Genomic DNA, 16,209 nt, shown 5'->3' on the forward strand with positions numbered 1-16,209 from the left:
TTCGCTTGACCGATGATGGTCCTTGCGCAAACTATTCTTTGATTGCTGGTCAAGTCAATCTTGACCGGCTACGACTGACCGAGCCATGTTCGTTTTTCGTTTGCTGCGCCTGGTCGCGCACTTGTTTAAAGGCATGGCGGTGTGTGCCTTTCTGTTCCCGTTCACTTCGGAGAAGGGCCGGGAAGCGCACATCCGGCGCTGGTCGCGCAAGCTCTTGCGCATCTGTGGCATCCAGGTAAAGATCGACAGCCCGCTGCCGCTGCAGCGTTCGTTGCTGGTATCGAACCACGTGAGCTGGCTGGATATTTTCGTATTCAATTCGCTGCAGCCCTGCCGCTTCGTGGCCAAGTCCGAGATCCGCAGCTGGCCGCTGATCGGCTGGTTGTGCGCCAAGACCGGCACCATCTTCATCTCGCGCGGCAAGGCCAGCGATGTGCGACGCATCTTCAAGGGACTGGTGGAAAGCATCGAGAAGGATGAGCACGTGGCCTTCTTCCCTGAGGGCACCACGGCAGCGCAGGGTACGCTCTTGCCCTTCCACGCCAATCTGTTCGAAGCCGCCATCGACGCCCACGCACCGGTACAGCCATATGCGCTGCGTTATCTGGATGGCGAAGGCAAGCTGCATGGCGCGGCCGATTTCATTGGTGATATGTCCATTGCCGAAAGCATCATCACCATCCTCAAGGCGCGCGGCATGACGGCTGAGCTGAAGCAATTGCCTCTCATCAGCACTGAAGGCGCGCATCGCCGCGACCTGGCACGCACGGCGCGTGAAGTCATTGCGGGTGGATTAGGGTATTCGCTGGAGTCGCTCAGCCCGGCTGGCGCGCCTGCGGACACTGCACCTGGAACAGCGCCCGATCCTCAAGTCGCACCGCGCTGAGCTTGCCGCCCCAGACGCACCCGGTATCGAGGGCGATCAGGTTGGGGCGCATGACCAGGCCCAGCGTGGACCAGTGGCCGAACACCACGGTCACCTCTGCAGTACGGCGGCCCGGTACCTCGAACCAGGGCAGCAATCCTTCCGGCGCGGCGGCCGCTCCTTCCTTGACTGCAAAATCCATCGTCCCATCGGCCTGGCAGAAGCGCAGGCGGGTAAAGGCATTAATGATGCAGCGCAGGCGCTCGTAGCCGCTCAGGTCGTCGCTCCAGCGCGCAGGCTGGTTGCCGTACATGTGACGCAAAAAATCGACCCATTGCTCGCTTTGCAGCATGGCCTCCACTTCTGCGGCCAGCGCCAGCGCCTGATGCAAATCCCATTGCGGCAGTACCCCGGCATGGACGATCAGGTGGCCCTGTTCATGGATGGCCAGGGGGCGGTGACGCAGCCAGTGGATCAGTTCTTCGCGGTCGGGGGCGTTGAGGATATCGTCGAGCGTATCGTCCCGGTGGGCTGGGCGGATGCCGCAGGCTACTGCCAGCAGGTGCAGGTCGTGGTTGCCCAGCACGGCCTGGGCCTGCTCTCCCATTTGCATGACGGTGCGCAGGGTTTGTAGGGATTGGGGGCCGCGGTTGATGAGGTCGCCGCAAAAAATGATATTTTTACTGCCGTTCCCGTCTAACACTTGCAGGAGTTCTTTTAGTCGCTCTGCGCAGCCTTGAAGATCGCCGATAATGTAAATAATTTTCGTTCCTATTTATCTGATTGATACTGCATTTTTCCTCGAAATGTCGCTGTTGTTTCACTACAATTCCGTAGGCCGAGATTCTACAACCTAGTAGAATGTTGAACTTTATTTGCAAAACTTGAAGTATTTCTTTGTCGCGATTTGCGCAAGACGAATTCGGATTTGCGAGCTTATTAAATAGAATAGGGTCTGCTGGGCTTGAATACCCGGCGGATACCCACAAAAAGCCGTGCTTCGCAGAGAGTGGCGTAGCTCATTGGTCTTAGCCTCGGCGCTCTGACAGAGCGCGGTTGCGCCTAGCGCGTGATGTTCGCAAACGATTGCGACGTGCTCATTCCATACTGATGAACCAATAGTAACGATAGAGTTGATTAAATGACAAAAAAAGTTGCGTTAATAACGGGTGTTACTGGCCAGGATGGCGCTTATCTTGCCGAGTTTCTGCTCAAAAAGGGATACGAGGTCCATGGCATCAAGCGCCGGAGCTCGTTATTTAATACGGACCGGATTGATCACTTGTATCAGGATCCGCATGTGGATAATCGCAACTTCGTTTTGCATTATGGCGACTTGACTGATTCTACGAGTCTTATCCGTATCGTCAAGAAAGTCCAGCCCGACGAAATCTATAATCTGGCAGCCCAGTCGCATGTGGCGGTCAGCTTCGAGGAGCCGGAATATACGGCTAACGCGGATGGTATCGGCACGCTGCGACTGCTGGAGGCCATCCGTATCCTGGGCCTGGAAAAGAAGACCCGTTTCTATCAGGCTAGCACCTCTGAGCTTTATGGTCTGGTGCAGGAAATTCCCCAGAAGGAAACGACGCCTTTTTATCCGCGTAGTCCTTATGCAGTTGCCAAGATGTATGCCTATTGGATTACGGTCAATTACCGTGAGGCATATGGCATTTATGCTTGCAATGGCATTCTTTTCAATCATGAATCGCCGGTGCGAGGTGAAACTTTCGTAACGCGCAAGATCACACGCGCCCTGGCACGCATCTTCCTCGGCCTGCAAGACTGCCTCTACCTCGGCAATATGGATGCCAAGCGCGACTGGGGCCATGCACGCGACTACGTTGAAATGCAGTGGATGATGCTGCAACAGGAAGTGGCAAAAGATTTTGTCATTGCCACTGGCGTTCAGCATAGCGTACGCGACTTCGTCAATGCTGCCGCGCGCGAGCTGGGTGTGACCCTTGAGTGGGTCGGTACCGGGGTCGATGAGCAGGCAATCGTGGTGAACCCTGGAGAGGCAAGCGAGCTCAAGGCGGGGCAGATCGTCGTTCGTGTCGATCCTCGTTATTTCCGTCCGACCGAAGTCGAGACCCTGTTGGGCGATCCGACTCAGGCGCGTGAGCAGCTCGGCTGGGTGCCGGCAACGAGCTTCGAGGAGCTGGTGTCGGAGATGATGCGGGAAGACCTGAAGTCTGCAAAACGCGACTCTCTGGTCAAGACGCATGGTTTCCAAGCATATGACTACCACGAGTGAGTCGCGTACTGCAAAGATCAAGAGAAAAATGAGTATCAGCAAAGACGCCAAGATATTTGTCGCCGGCCATCGCGGTATGGTGGGGTCCGCTATCGTCCGAGGTCTGGAGGCCAAGGGCTATTCTCGTATCATCACACGCTCCCGCTCCGAACTGGATTTGCTGGATCAACGCGCGGTCTTTTCCTTCCTGTCCGATTGCAAGCCTGACTACATCTTTATTGCGGCTGCCAAGGTAGGTGGAATCCATGCCAACAATGTCTATCGGGCAGAATTCATCTTCCAGAATCTGGTTATTCAAAATAATCTGATTCATGGGGCGTATCAGGCGGGGGTCACAGATCTGTGTTTTCTCGGTTCGAGTTGCATCTACCCGCGTGATTGCCCCCAGCCGATCAAGGAGAGTTATCTGCTGACGGGAAGCCTGGAGCAGACCAACGAACCGTATGCGATTGCCAAGATCGCTGGAATCAAGATGTGCGAGAGCTACAACAGACAGTATGGCACGCGCTATGTCAGCGCCATGCCTACCAATCTGTACGGGCCTAATGACAACTATGACCTGAGCAAGAGTCATGTGCTGCCTGCGTTGATTCGCAAAATGCACCTGACTAAGCTTGGCATGGCAGGCGACCTCGAGGGCATTGTCTGCGATGAGCGCACGTATGGGCCGATTCCGGAAGGGATCCTGCAGCACATAGGGTGCGGGCGTGATGCTGCTGGGAAGATTGTACGGTCTTCAGCACATGCTCCGCAGTCAAGCTTGCAGGTATGGGGTACGGGTAGCCCGATGCGCGAGTTCCTCTATGTGGAAGATATGGCCGACGCCTGTATTTTCCTCATGGAGCAGCAGATCGGCAGCGACTTCTTCAACATTGGTACCGGTACCGATGTCACCATCGGCGACCTTGCTCATACGGTCATGGAAGTCGTCGGCTTGGAAGGTCATATCGTGTTTGATCCGAGCAAGCCAGACGGCACGCCGCGCAAGCTGCTTGATGTCTCCAGAATGACAGAACTTGGCTGGCAACCTCGCGTTAAGTCTTTGCGTGAGGGTATTGCCTTGGCCTACGAATCCTATCTGAAAGTTCAGAAACAATGATCCTCATTACCGGCGGTGCCGGCTTCATCGGCAGTAACTTCGTGTTGGACTGGATCGCCCGGTCCGATGAGCCTGTATTGAACCTGGATAAGTTGACCTATGCGGGAAACCTCGCCAACTTGCGCTCGCTCCAGGGAAACCCGCAGCATATATTCGTCCGGGGCGACATCGGAGATGCCAGTCTGGTGGCTAGCTTGTTGCAGCAGTACCAGCCGAGGGCCGTGCTCAATTTCGCTGCCGAGTCGCATGTGGACCGCTCCATTCACGGTCCTGCTGACTTCATTCAGACTAACATCGTCGCCACGTTCAGTCTGCTGGAAACTGTGCGCGCTTATCACGCGGGCCTGGATGCATCGGCCAAGGCCTCCTTCCGCTTTCTGCATGTCTCAACAGACGAGGTCTACGGTAGCCTAGGGGGGAATGATCCCGCGTTCAACGAGCGCCATCAATACGCGCCAAATAGCCCTTATTCGGCCAGCAAGGCGGCGAGCGATCACCTTGTCCGTGCCTATCACCACACGTATGGCCTACCCGTCCTGACGACCAATTGTTCCAACAATTATGGTCCGTTCCATTTTCCAGAGAAGCTGATTCCGTTGATCATCAGGAACGCATTGGCAGGCAAACCTTTGCCGGTCTATGGTGATGGCCAGCAGATCCGTGACTGGCTTTATGTCACGGATCACTGCAGTGCCGTGCGTGCCGTGCTGGAATCGGGTCGGCCAGGCGAAACCTATAACATCGGTGGCAATAACGAGAAGCGCAATATCGACGTCGTTCGTACTATCTGCAGTTTGCTTGACGCACATGCACCGAAATCATCTGGTAGCTACGCCGACCAAATCGAGTTCGTGAAGGATCGTCCGGGGCACGACGCGCGTTATGCAATTGACGCCTCGAAGATCCAAGCCGAGCTGAATTGGACGCCTGCCGAAAGTTTTACTTCTGGCATTGAAAAGACAGTGCGCTGGTATCTTGACAATCAGGCATGGGTCGAGGAGGTGGCAGATGGAAGCTATCGCGACTGGATTGACGTCAACTACAAGGAGCGCCAATGACAGCTAGAAAAGGGCTGATTCTGGCAGGCGGATCGGGGACGCGCCTTTACCCTGCAACTTTGTCGGTGTCCAAGCAGTTGCTGCCGATCTACGACAAGCCGATGATCTATTATCCGCTGACGACGTTGATGCTGGCAGGAATTCGGGACATCCTCATCATCTCGACGCCTCAAGATACACCGCGTTTCGAACAGTTGCTCGGCGACGGGAGTCAATGGGGCCTGTCGTTTTCTTATGCGGTTCAACCTAGTCCGGATGGTTTGCCTCAGGCATTTACCATCGGTGAGCGCTTCCTGGATAATCAGCCCAGTGCCCTGATCCTCGGTGACAACATTTTCCATGGAAATCAGCTGGGACAAGATCTGCTCAAGATTTCTTCCCGGCAAGCGGGGGCCTCTGTATTTGCGTATCACGTTCACGACCCCGAGCGCTATGGCGTGGTGGAGTTTGACGAGAACCAGCGCGCAATCAGTCTGGAAGAAAAGCCAGTCAATCCAAAATCCGACTTTGCGGTGACTGGACTCTATTTTTACGACAATCAGGTTGTCGATATCGTCAAGGATCTCAAGCCTTCTCTGCGTGGAGAGTTGGAGATCACCGATGTCAACCTCGAGTATCTGAAACGTGGGCAACTACATGTGGCGCTCATGGGGCGTGGACATGCGTGGCTTGATACCGGTACGCACGAGTCCCTACTGGAAGCCGGGCAATTCATCGCGACGATCGAGAAGCGCCAAGGCCTCAAGATAGGCTGTCCCGAGGAAATTGCGTTCAGCAAGAAATACATCACGGCCGAGCAATTGGAAAAGCTGGCCGCACCCATGATGAAGAACTCCTACGGCAAGTACTTGCATAACCTATTACATCATCCTCATCACTGATTTATGTCTCCTCAGTCGGTTCTTATTATTGAGAGCGGAGCGCGTTCCAAAGGATATTGGCGCGACTTCTGGTCTCATCGCGAAATGCTGCTGTTTTTGGCGTGGCGCGACATTCTGGTGCGCTACAAGCAGACGGTCATTGGCGCGAGCTGGGTCATCATCCGCCCCTTGCTGACTATGCTGGTGTTCTCCGTCGTATTCGGCCGGATTGCCAACTTGCCTTCCGATGGGGTGCCCTACCCGTTGCTCGTACTGGCTGGCATGTTGCCGTGGTTCTTCTTCTCCAGTGCATTGACCGAGTGCAGCAACAGCCTGGTGGGCAATGCAAACCTGCTATCGAAGATATATTTTCCACGCCTTATTGTCCCCTGCAGCACCTTGCTGGTTTGCCTCGTAGATTATCTGATCTCCTGTTTGCTCTTGTTCGCCATGCTGGTCTGGTACCACCATTGGCCTGACTGGCGTGTCTTGCTGCTGCCTTTCTTTTCCCTGTTCGCCGCAGTGATCTCATTTGGCCTTGGCTTGTGGGCTGCCGCCTTGAATGTCCGTTATCGTGATTTCCGCCATCTCATTCCTTTCTGTCTGCAACTGGGTATCTACATTTCACCGGTGGGCTACGCGACGACGCTGATTCCTGAAAAGTGGCGTTTTTTATATTCTCTCAACCCATTGGTAGGAGTGATCGACGGATTCCGCTGGAGCCTGCTGGGCCAGGATAGTCATCTCTATTGGCCAGGTTTTCTCATTTCAGTATTGGGTAGCATCGTGATTCTGGTGAGTGGCATCTGGTATTTCCGCAAGTCCGAAGCCAGTTTTGCTGACGTTATTTGAGTTATGTCTTATTCAATCAAGGTTGAAAACCTTTCCAAACGCTATCTGATCAATCACTTCAACAACGGAGGAGCCCGCTCGATTCGAGAGGTGCTCACGCGCCCTTTTGCGCGATTTCGTCCGAAGTACGAGGTAGAGGATAGTGAACCAGCGGCACCCTCTACGGAACAGTTCTGGGCACTTAAGGACGTCAATTTCGAAGTGGGTGAAGGCCAGCGTATTGCTATCATCGGTGGCAATGGTGCGGGCAAGTCGACATTGCTGAAGTTGTTGAGTCGCATTACTGAGCCTACGGAGGGCAGGATTTCGATTCGTGGGAAGGTCGCCAGTCTGCTGGAGGTCGGAACTGGTTTTCATCCAGAGTTGACCGGCCGGGAAAATATTTTCCTCAACGGCGCCATTCTCGGTATGCCTCGAAGCGAGATCAAGAAGAAATTCGATCAAATCGTAGCGTTTTCAGGTGTCGAGAAATTCCTCGACACACCGGTCAAACATTATTCCAGTGGGATGTATGTGCGCTTGGCGTTCTCGGTTTCGGCTTGGCTGGACCCCGATATCCTCATCGTCGATGAAGTGTTGTCCGTGGGCGATCAGGCATTCCAGAAGCGCTGCGCTGACCGGATGAAGGAACTCACCGGCGACGGTCGCACCGTGATCTTTGTGAGTCACAGCATGGCTGCTGTGAAGTCGATGTGCGAGAAGGCGCTCTACCTGAAAAAAGGTGAGGTGGTTTCCTTTGGTCCCGTCGAGGAGGGTGTTTCGGAATACGCGCGGACCATCATGGATGAAACCGAAGTCAGGTGGCATTGTCCTGAGTTCGTCTTTGAGGCCGGTAAGACAGAGGTCTACACTGATCACCTCAGCTCCAAGGGGTATGCACAGTGTATTTCCGGCGAGGTGGTCGATATATCTGGAAGGCCTTCAGCATATTTGCCGATTCAAGAAGAATTTTCGGTGCGTATCAAATACGAGTTGTTGAAAGATATTCCACACCGAGTGATCCCCAATTTCCATTTTTATGATGCCAATGGGGAGCGGTTCTTCATCGCGTTTCCTGCGCACTCAGCACCGACGACGCGCGGAACATACCAGGCGGAATGCAAACTGCCTCCGTTCTTGTTTAACAATGGTCGCTTTACGGTATCTCTCATTCTTAGCAGCTACGAACTTGAAACACCAGTTCACTTTGCTCTGACTAACGCATTGCGATTCGAGATCGTTGAGAAAGCGGATGTCGACCCTCGACGACATGGGTGGAAGGAAGCGCTCCCGGGACTTTCGCGTCCTCGGCTGGACTGGGTTTTCTCGGAAGCCCGGTAAGTACGATTCTGAGCAGACCACGCCTTGACCGGATCCGAGGATTCGCTTGGCGTTGATATTTTGCTTTACTCGGTACGTTGATGGCGTCTAGCTGAAAGTACCTAATTTGATTTATCCATAGGGGTGTTTCCTAATGCATTTTGAAATGCGGTCACTAAAGAATAGTTCAGGGGCGCTCTCCGCGCAGAAAGTTCGCCCACTGAGAGATCTGGCCAATATTTCCACCTTCGTTGAAACGGGAACGTATCTTGGTGAGACGACCGCCGCCATGCGTGAATTATTCAGGCGTGTCGTGTCAATCGAGTTATCCAGCACGCTTTATCAGAATGCAGTGAAACGGTTCGCAGAGGATGATGGAGTCCACCTATTGCAAGGAGACTCTGCGCTTATGCTGGATGATGCGCTGGACTTGACCGGAGGCAGTGGCGCCATGGTATGGCTTGATGCTCACTGGAGCGGTGGTTCTACTGCGCGTGCGGAAGAAAATACGCCGATCATGAATGAACTGGAAGTCATTCGTAGACGCGGCAGGGGTGACGATATCATTTTGATTGATGACATTCGTTACTTCATTGATCTGCCTGCCGGGTTCGAAACCCATGAGTCAAATGGTGGCTATCCCAGTCTTCGTAAGCTGTTGGAGCTGTTAAGGGCACTGCCGGGCAATTATCAGCCTTATATGGCGGGAGATATCATGATCGCCATGCCGCAGAGTTTATGGGACAAGGTCGAGATCAGTGATGTCATACGCGCTGCCATGGCCTTGCGCCTAGACTCTTCGCCATCAGATGCAACAACCCGTTGGGAAGGCATGATCGCGGGTGCAGCCGGAGAAGAGCGTGCAACGTTGATGACGCTTCCCGATTTTTACGCGGATTCCCTCAAGTACGGCATAGGTGGGCATTTCTGCTATTGGCGAGGACTGTTGCATGAGCGCGATAAAAAGCTTGATGCCGCCAAGAGTGATTTTGAGCTGGCCCGGCGTTGTGGGGTACCTGTTGGAAAACGTAATTGGGAGTGATGATGCCAGGACTGCTGTCAAGAATAATTCGTAGTGCGTCATGCCGTTTGCAAAATCTCGCCAATCGGATTGACCCGCCGCCGCCACCTCCTCCTCCGCCGCCTCCTCCTCCGCCACCACCACCGGTCAAGTCTGAGAAGGAGTTGGCACATGCACGGTGGGTTGCGGACGATGGTGACGAGACGTTAAGGCAGAATTACGCCTTGTCCGATAGTGACATCGTGGTTGATCTGGGTGGGTATAAAGGTCAGTGGAGTAGCGATATATTTTCTCGCTACTTGTGTGCCATTCATATCTTCGAGCCGGTGCCCCATTTTGCGGAAGCAATTCGTTCACGTTTTGCTGGTAACCCCCGCATCAGCGTGAATGCATTTGCAGCCGGTGCACGCGATGAGTTCATCGATATTTCTTTGGCTGCCGATGCGTCTTCTGTACATGCTGATGTAGGCGATGCCGTACGTATTGAGATACGGGATTTTCACAAGTGGTGCAAGGAGCAGCATATTGAATTCATCAGCCTGCTGAAGATAAATATCGAAGGAGGCGAGTACGATCTTCTTGAGCATCTTATTGATAGCGGCTTCATTAAGCAGATACGCAATATTCAGCTCCAGTTTCACGATTTTGTTCCAGATGCGGAGTCGAGGATGCAGCGCATTCAGCAGCGCCTGTCTGAAACCCATGACTTGGGGTATTTCTATAAATTTGTTTGGGAAAATTGGAGCCTGAAATCATGATTGTTTCGCGCCTGATCGGTGGCCTTGGCAATCAGATGTTCCAGTACGCAGTAGGCAGGGCGCTGGCCGAGCATATGCACACGCCGTTGCTACTTGATGTGTCCGGGTTCGTTCACTATGACTTACGCCGCTATGAGTTGGATGGTTTCAACATCAAGGCCAAACCTGCCAGCGAGGAGGAGCTCGCAAGGCTGGGAGTAAAAGCCGGCGTCAAGCCCTCCATGTACGAGCGAGCCATGCGCAAGCTTGGCATTCGTCGCGAACCGTCGATATTACGTGAGGCGAGTTTTACCTACGATGCGCGTATCGAAACAGTCGAGGCTCCGCTTTATCTGGACGGGTACTGGCAGAGCCAACGCTACTTTGCAGCTATTCGGCCTCAACTGTTGCAGGAGTTCTCCCTCAAGGATAGTTGGGGCTCCGCGAACGATGCACTGGCAGAGCAGATAGGCCTGGCTGGTGATGGGGCCGTGTCTCTGCACGTGCGTCGTGGTGATTATGTGAATAATGCTCAGACGGCTCAGTATCATGGCGTTTGCTCTTTGGATTATTACCGTCAGGCAGTGGCCTACATCGTGGCGAGAGTTGCTGCTCCGCATTTCTTTGTCTTCTCGGATGACCATGCCTGGGTGAGTGCGAATCTGGACACGGGCTGTCCGACGACCTTCGTTCAGACCAATTCGCCTGATCAAGGCATTTTTGACATGGCGTTGATGAAGACCTGTCGTCACCACATCATTGCAAACAGTTCCTTTAGCTGGTGGGGGGCTTGGCTCAATGCCAACGATGAGAAAATCGTGGTGGCGCCTCAACGTTGGTTCAACGAGGCCTCGAAGGACACGAGCGATCTTATTCCCGCGGGTTGGGTGCGTCTATGAGCGGTGTTCTGGTAACCGTATTGCTGCCTGTCTACAATGGCGCAAACGATGTGGTGCAAGCAGTTGATTCCATCCTGAAGCAAAGCTTCACTGACTTCGAGTTGCTCATCATCAATGATGGTTCCAAGGACAACTCGGCCGAGGTGCTTGATGCGATCAAGGATCCTCGCATTCGGCTGATCCATCAGGAAAACATGGGACTGGCTGCCACTCTGAACCGAGGTATGCAACTGGCACGGGGAACCTACATTGCGCGGCAAGACCAAGATGATCTATCGCATCCCCAGCGTCTGCAGATGCAGTTGGAATACATGGAGGCGCATCCCGAATGCATCCTGCTTGGGAGCGCGGCAGAGATATGGGTACAAGACCAGCCGAGCGATAGGGTGCATCAGCATCCTGTGGACCATGCCACATTGAGTTTTGATCTCTTGTTCAACAATCCTTTTGTTCATAGCTCGGTCATGATGAACCGGGAGCGCGTATTGCAGGCGGGAGGCTATAGCACGGATCGTGAGCGTCAACCACCGGAAGACTATGAGCTCTGGTCACGCCTTGCACGGATTGGCCGAGTCGCCAACCTGGCGGAGATATTATTGGTTTATCGGGAAGTTCCCCAGAGTATGTCCCGTAGCGGCCCCAATCCCTTCCTGGACAAACTAGTGACGATCAGCGCTGAGAATCTCGCGCTGGCCAATGGCATGACGGTCCCAAATCAAGACTGCATCGACGCGGCAGCATTTACCCATTCAGCCTTGCACCGTCTGTCACACCGTCCTAGTCTGCGCAGGATGCAGGCATTGATCAACGGTGCTGCACAAGCAATCGCGCTTAAGTTTGATACTCCCGATGTGGTTGCTCGCGGAAGGGGGCGTAGCGATATTCTCAAGTATCAGTACATGCTTCACTTTACTGACACACAGTGGTTAAAGCCTTGGCTGAGCAGGATTCGCGCCATTATCAGAAAAATAGTCAAAAGATAAAAGGTCCTTTCCATTATGCGTTTTCTCTTCTGCTGCGAGTTCTACTATCCCAGCATCGGTGGTGTGCAGGAAGTCATGCGCCACATTGCCGAGCGCTTGGTCAGTTGGGGGCATGAAGTCACCGTGGCCACGACGGCCTTGGCCAATCGCGACTTCACCGAGCATAACGGCGTAAAGATTCAGCAATTTGGCGTTACCGGTAATGCGGTGCGGGGGATGGTGGGGGAGCTTGAACGTTATCAGGATTTCGTCAGTAATTTCCCTTGCGATGCGATCATGATCAAGGCCGCTCAGCAGTGGACATTTGATGCGCTATGGCCGGTACTGGACAAGATCGCTGCCCGCAAGGTATTCATTCCCTGCGGGTTCTCCGGTTTATATGAACCTAGCTACCAGCGCTACTTCGAGGATTTGCCGCCGGTATTGCACAAGTTCGATCATCTGATCTTTTATGCCGAGCATTATCGCGACGTCGATTTTGCACGTGCTCACGGAATGACTCACTTCAGCATTCTCGCCAATGGTGCCTGCGAGCGCGAATTCAATGTCGAAGTGGATCCGGGTTTCCGCCAGCGGCACGGTATCGCTAAAGATAGCTTTCTGATGCTCACGGTGGGCAGCCTTACCGGCGTGAAGGGGCATCGAGAAATCGCCGAGGCTTTTGCGCGGATGTCCACCGGCAAGAGCAAGACTACGCTCATCCTTAACGGTAACGCCCCGCCCCGGCCCAACGTGGAGATGACGCCCTCTGCGAACGGGAGTGCGCCCCGGTTGCCTGCCCTCTCCAGGCGCCTGGGCAAGATACCCACACGCTTGGCTGCGATTGTGTTGCGTATTGTCGGGCTGGCGTATCGCTCGTTCGGCGTGTTGCGCCGAGAGGGGTGGGTGGGGGTGCGTCAGCGCTTCGCTGCCTTGGGGGTACAGGTGTTCGGTCGCTTTGTGCCGCGTCCCGTGCGCCAGGTAGTCATGCCCTTGGAGCACTGGGTTGAGAAGGCCCGCAAGGGAGCGGGAAAGCAGTTACTGATGACCGATTTTGACCGCAAGGAGTTGGTGCAAGCCTATATGGCGGCGGATTTGTTTGTCTTTGCCTCCAATATTGAATATTCCCCGTTAGTCCTGTTCGAGAGCGCAGCCGCGGGAACTCCCTTCCTTACTGTGTCTGTAGGCAATGCAGAAGAAATCACCCGATGGACAGGTGGAGGTGTGGTTTGCCCTGCTCCAAGGGATGAACGGGGCTACACGCGTGTCGACCCAGTGGTGCTGGGCAATGCAATCAAGGCATTGATGACGGACCCGGGCAAGTTGGAAGCCCTGGGCAAGAGCGGTCGCAGCAATTGGGAGCAGAAGTACACCTGGTTTGAGATCGCCAAGCGATACGAGCGAATCCTGATGGGCGGTACCGGGAACGAGTGATAAGGAGCTCGATATGCGGACATGCGTAATTGGTGGAGCCGGTTTCATTGGGCGTCATCTGGTGGCCCAGTTATTGCAAACAGGCAGGGATGTGCTCGTCTTGGGAAGGCGCTCCGAACGTCCTTCTGGACTGGCGAAACGCGCCGTCTACGCCGCTTGCGATTACGCAGACAGGGAGGCGTTGCGCCTGCATCTTGGTACCTGCACGGAAGTCGTGGATTTGGCCTACGCTACGGTGCCGCAGACTAGTTTCGTCAATCCGGTATTCGATCTGCAGGCTAATTTGCCTGCGAGTGTCGGGTTGCTTCAGGAATCGGCGAAGCTGGGGCATCTGCGACAACTGATGATCGTCTCCTCGGGCGGTACCGTTTATGGCCCCGTCCCGTCCTGGCCTATCTGCGAGGACGAACATACTTCGCCGATCTCTCCATACGGGATCACCAAATTGACCCTGGAACATTATGGTCGAATGTTCCACCGGCTCCATGGGTTGCCCGTGACTATCGTCAGACCGGCCAATGCCTATGGCGCCGGGCAGAAACCCTTCGTTGGCCAGGGCTTCATTGCCACTGCCATCGGGCATATCCTCAAGCGCGAGCAGGTCACTATTTTCGGTGAGCACGGCACTATTCGTGATTACCTACATGTGAGCGATGTCGCCGCGGGAATGGTGGCCGCGCTTGAGGGCGATGGTCAGGGAGAAACATACAATATCGGTTCTGGTGTGGGCATGAACAACAGAGAGGTGTTGTCGGCTATCGAACCTCATGCGACGACAGCGGGCTACAGCATCAAACTGCAAGTTGCTCCTGAAAGGCACTTTGACGTTCCCGTCAACGTGCTGAACTCGAACAAGTTGAAGAGCCATAGTGGATGGCAGCCCAAGGTCGATTTCTCCGAGGGCATCAAAGAGGTTTGGACAGACATTGCTGAGATGATCTCTTCATAGCCTTTTCAATATCAAGAGATCATTTTTCGAGAGGAAGTATGTTACTCATCAATCATCTCGGGGCCCGTGTCGCTCGCTATCAGCAGGAAATCGAGTCTGCCATTTCCCAGGTTCTCTCCTCAGGCTGGATGGTTCTGGGCCCGTCTGTGACACGTTTCGAGGCACAGTTCGCTGATTACATTGGTACGCCTTACTGCATCAGCGTTGCCAACGGGACCGATGCCATTGAGTTGGCACTGCGTGCATTAGGAGTCAATGCAGGCGCCAGGGTCGCGACGGTGGCCAATGCGGGAATGTACACAAGTACTGCCGTGCTGGCGATTGGAGCGCTTCCCGTTTTCATGGATGTCGAGGAAAGTACTGCTTGTGTCAGTTTCTCTGAAGTCGAGCGTGCCCTGGCATCTGGGGTTCAGGCAGTCGTAGTTACCCATCTCTACGGTCGCGCTGTTCCCGAGATCGCGAAGATCGCAGAAGCCTGCCGAGCCAAGGGCGTTCCGTTGCTGGAAGACTGTGCTCAAAGTCATGGAGCTTTGCTGGCAGGGCGCCGTGTGGGTACATTTGGCGATGCAGCCAGCTTCAGTTTTTATCCAACGAAGAACCTGGGTGGGCTGGGTGATGGCGGAGCGGTAACGACCGCTGAGCTTCAGGTGGCAGAGAAACTGCGGCATTTGCGCCAGTATGGCTGGACCAAAAAATATAACGTCGAGATCCGAGGTGGCCGCAACAGCAGGCTTGATGAGTTGCAAGCGGCAGTGCTTTCGGTTTTCCTTCCCGATTTGGATGCGTCCAATGAGCGGCGCCGGCAGATTGCGGGCCGCTACCACGCATCGATTCGTCATCCCGATGTGCTCCTTCCTCCCGTTGGCAGGGAGGACTACGTCGCGCATCTTTATGTCTTGCGTTGCTCAAGACGGGAAGCCCTGGCTGCTCATCTGAAGCAGTGCCAAATTGCCAGTGATGTGCATTATCCAGTACCGGATCATCGGCAACTGGTATTTGCTGATCAGTTCGCTTCGGTGAAGTTGCCTGTTACCGAAAGTCTTGCAGAGCGGATCATCACCATTCCGTGTTATCCGGAAATGACGGACGAGGAAATTGACCGTGTTGTTTCTGCAGTCAACACGTGGCCCCAGCTGGTATCGGCACAGAAAATGGGAGGCTAGTATGGCGGAATCGAAATCTTTTACCAACATCGGATTCGAGGATTTTCGGCAATTGGCGAGCGATGAGACGCTTTCGAAATATGAGCGTATCGGCTTTCCAGACTCTTATCGCGAGGGATATGAGCAACTCATATTTGCCGATATTCTTTACAAGTTGAACAATCTTGAGCGCCCTGCGCAACACGTTCTGGACATCGGTCCTGGATGTAGCGACCTGCCGCTCATGCTGATCGAGAAGTGCAAAAGTCTAGGGCATTCTCTCTCTCTGATCGACAGCAAGGAGATGTTGGACCTTCTTCCTGATGCGGTGTTTGTAAAAAAGGAGCCGGGACTTTATCCCAATTGTTCCGATTTTCTTGCTGCCAATGTGGGGAAGATGGACGTCATCCTCTGTTACAGCGTGTTGCATTACGTCCTGGTGGATACGGCATTTTTCCGGTTCTTGGATGCGTCCTTGTCTTTGCTGGCTCCTGGTGGACAGTTCCTGATAGGCGATATTCCCAACATTTCGAAAAGAAAACGCTTTTTCTCCAGTGAGACGGGGATCCGTTTTCATCAGACTTTTATGAAAACGGTAGACAAGCCGGAGGTCGCCTTCAATCAGATCGAGCATGACCAGATTGATGACGCGGTGGTGATGGCTTTACTCCAACGAGCCCGGTCACAAGGTTTCGATGCCTATGTCATGCCGCAGCCTGCGACGCTGCCCATGGCTAACCGGCGAGAAGATATTCTGATAGTGCGTCCGTAAAGG

Annotated in this window: 16 protein-coding genes; 15 read left to right on the forward strand and 1 reads right to left on the reverse strand. The window is 54.1% G+C overall.

Annotated features, from left to right (window positions below; genetic code table 11):
- The first annotated feature begins 85 nt into the window (after window positions 1–85).
- The gene (locus RC54_RS02300; RefSeq protein ID WP_061790464.1) at window positions 86–886 is read left to right on the forward strand and encodes a lysophospholipid acyltransferase family protein; all 801 of its coding nucleotides are present in this window, start codon (window positions 86–88) and stop codon (window positions 884–886) included.
- Here RC54_RS02300 and RC54_RS02305 read toward each other — a convergent pair.
- On the reverse strand, window positions 816–1,628 hold the full coding sequence (locus RC54_RS02305; protein ID WP_061790463.1) for a symmetrical bis(5'-nucleosyl)-tetraphosphatase: 813 nt from the start codon (window positions 1,626–1,628) through the stop codon (window positions 816–818). The genes RC54_RS02300 and RC54_RS02305 overlap by 71 nt on opposite strands.
- A 378-nt stretch (window positions 1,629–2,006) precedes the next feature.
- Here RC54_RS02305 and gmd point away from each other — a divergent pair, with 378 nt between their 5' ends.
- The 14 genes from gmd to RC54_RS02375 all read left to right on the forward strand — a co-directional run bounded on the left by gmd (window position 2,007) and on the right by RC54_RS02375 (window position 16,206).
- Entirely contained in the window at window positions 2,007–3,122 is a 1,116-nt protein-coding gene (gene gmd / locus RC54_RS02310; RefSeq protein WP_061790462.1) for a GDP-mannose 4,6-dehydratase, read from the forward strand.
- 28 nt (window positions 3,123–3,150) lie between these two features.
- The gene (locus RC54_RS02315; RefSeq protein ID WP_082803200.1) at window positions 3,151–4,221 is read left to right on the forward strand and encodes a GDP-L-fucose synthase family protein; all 1,071 of its coding nucleotides are present in this window, start codon (window positions 3,151–3,153) and stop codon (window positions 4,219–4,221) included.
- On the forward strand, window positions 4,218–5,279 hold the full coding sequence (gene rfbB, locus RC54_RS02320) for a dTDP-glucose 4,6-dehydratase (protein ID WP_061790461.1): 1,062 nt from the start codon (window positions 4,218–4,220) through the stop codon (window positions 5,277–5,279). Before RC54_RS02315 ends, rfbB begins: the two co-directional genes overlap by 4 nt.
- Complete coding sequence (rfbA, locus tag RC54_RS02325) at window positions 5,276–6,160, forward strand: glucose-1-phosphate thymidylyltransferase RfbA (protein ID WP_061790460.1); 885 nt, start codon at window positions 5,276–5,278, stop codon at window positions 6,158–6,160. The genes rfbB and rfbA overlap by 4 nt, the downstream gene beginning before the upstream one ends.
- 3 nt (window positions 6,161–6,163) lie before the next feature.
- On the forward strand, window positions 6,164–6,991 hold the full coding sequence (locus RC54_RS02330) for an ABC transporter permease (RefSeq protein WP_061790459.1): 828 nt from the start codon (window positions 6,164–6,166) through the stop codon (window positions 6,989–6,991).
- Between the two features lie 3 nt (window positions 6,992–6,994).
- On the forward strand, window positions 6,995–8,311 hold the full coding sequence (locus tag RC54_RS02335) for an ABC transporter ATP-binding protein (RefSeq protein ID WP_061790458.1): 1,317 nt from the start codon (window positions 6,995–6,997) through the stop codon (window positions 8,309–8,311).
- A gap of 133 nt (window positions 8,312–8,444) precedes the next feature.
- Window positions 8,445–9,332 carry a class I SAM-dependent methyltransferase gene (locus RC54_RS02340; RefSeq protein ID WP_156481340.1) on the forward strand — a complete coding sequence of 296 codons (888 nt, stop codon included), beginning with the start codon at window positions 8,445–8,447 and terminating at the stop codon, window positions 9,330–9,332.
- Window positions 9,333–9,379: 47 nt separating this feature from the next.
- Window positions 9,380–10,069 (forward strand): FkbM family methyltransferase, encoded by a 690-nt coding sequence (locus tag RC54_RS02345; RefSeq protein WP_164471185.1) that lies wholly within the window; start codon window positions 9,380–9,382, stop codon window positions 10,067–10,069.
- The gene (locus tag RC54_RS02350; protein WP_061790455.1) at window positions 10,066–10,947 is read left to right on the forward strand and encodes an alpha-1,2-fucosyltransferase; all 882 of its coding nucleotides are present in this window, start codon (window positions 10,066–10,068) and stop codon (window positions 10,945–10,947) included. Before RC54_RS02345 ends, RC54_RS02350 begins: the two co-directional genes overlap by 4 nt.
- Entirely contained in the window at window positions 10,944–11,930 is a 987-nt protein-coding gene (locus RC54_RS02355; protein WP_061790454.1) for a glycosyltransferase family 2 protein, read from the forward strand. Before RC54_RS02350 ends, RC54_RS02355 begins: the two co-directional genes overlap by 4 nt.
- Before the next feature lie 15 nt (window positions 11,931–11,945).
- On the forward strand, window positions 11,946–13,343 hold the full coding sequence (locus tag RC54_RS02360) for a glycosyltransferase family 4 protein (protein WP_061790453.1): 1,398 nt from the start codon (window positions 11,946–11,948) through the stop codon (window positions 13,341–13,343).
- 13 nt (window positions 13,344–13,356) lie between these two features.
- Window positions 13,357–14,292 (forward strand): NAD-dependent epimerase/dehydratase family protein, encoded by a 936-nt coding sequence (locus tag RC54_RS02365; protein WP_061790452.1) that lies wholly within the window; start codon window positions 13,357–13,359, stop codon window positions 14,290–14,292.
- 38 nt (window positions 14,293–14,330) lie between these two features.
- The gene (locus RC54_RS02370) at window positions 14,331–15,455 is read left to right on the forward strand and encodes a DegT/DnrJ/EryC1/StrS family aminotransferase (RefSeq protein WP_061790451.1); all 1,125 of its coding nucleotides are present in this window, start codon (window positions 14,331–14,333) and stop codon (window positions 15,453–15,455) included.
- Window position 15,456: 1 nt separating this feature from the next.
- On the forward strand, window positions 15,457–16,206 hold the full coding sequence (locus tag RC54_RS02375) for a class I SAM-dependent methyltransferase (protein WP_061790450.1): 750 nt from the start codon (window positions 15,457–15,459) through the stop codon (window positions 16,204–16,206).
- Window positions 16,207–16,209: the final 3 nt, after the last annotated feature.

The sequence above is a fragment of the Herbaspirillum rubrisubalbicans genome (assembly GCF_003719195.1).
Classification (GTDB): Bacteria; Pseudomonadota; Gammaproteobacteria; order Burkholderiales; family Burkholderiaceae_D; genus Herbaspirillum; species Herbaspirillum rubrisubalbicans.

Coding starts and splice junctions, on each gene's coding strand:
- RC54_RS02330 (WP_061790459.1), top strand. CDS start 6,164: ATGTCTCCTCAGTCGGTTCTTATTATTGAGAGCGGAGCGCGTTCCAAA.
- RC54_RS02315 (WP_082803200.1), top strand. CDS start 3,151: ATGAGTATCAGCAAAGACGCCAAGATATTTGTCGCCGGCCATCGCGGT.
- RC54_RS02375 (WP_061790450.1), top strand. CDS start 15,457: ATGGCGGAATCGAAATCTTTTACCAACATCGGATTCGAGGATTTTCGG.
- gmd (WP_061790462.1), top strand. CDS start 2,007: ATGACAAAAAAAGTTGCGTTAATAACGGGTGTTACTGGCCAGGATGGC.
- RC54_RS02365 (WP_061790452.1), top strand. CDS start 13,357: ATGCGGACATGCGTAATTGGTGGAGCCGGTTTCATTGGGCGTCATCTG.
- RC54_RS02360 (WP_061790453.1), top strand. CDS start 11,946: ATGCGTTTTCTCTTCTGCTGCGAGTTCTACTATCCCAGCATCGGTGGT.
- RC54_RS02370 (WP_061790451.1), top strand. CDS start 14,331: ATGTTACTCATCAATCATCTCGGGGCCCGTGTCGCTCGCTATCAGCAG.
- RC54_RS02350 (WP_061790455.1), top strand. CDS start 10,066: ATGATTGTTTCGCGCCTGATCGGTGGCCTTGGCAATCAGATGTTCCAG.
- RC54_RS02355 (WP_061790454.1), top strand. CDS start 10,944: ATGAGCGGTGTTCTGGTAACCGTATTGCTGCCTGTCTACAATGGCGCA.
- RC54_RS02340 (WP_156481340.1), top strand. CDS start 8,445: ATGCATTTTGAAATGCGGTCACTAAAGAATAGTTCAGGGGCGCTCTCC.
- rfbB (WP_061790461.1), top strand. CDS start 4,218: ATGATCCTCATTACCGGCGGTGCCGGCTTCATCGGCAGTAACTTCGTG.
- RC54_RS02335 (WP_061790458.1), top strand. CDS start 6,995: ATGTCTTATTCAATCAAGGTTGAAAACCTTTCCAAACGCTATCTGATC.
- RC54_RS02300 (WP_061790464.1), top strand. CDS start 86: ATGTTCGTTTTTCGTTTGCTGCGCCTGGTCGCGCACTTGTTTAAAGGC.
- rfbA (WP_061790460.1), top strand. CDS start 5,276: ATGACAGCTAGAAAAGGGCTGATTCTGGCAGGCGGATCGGGGACGCGC.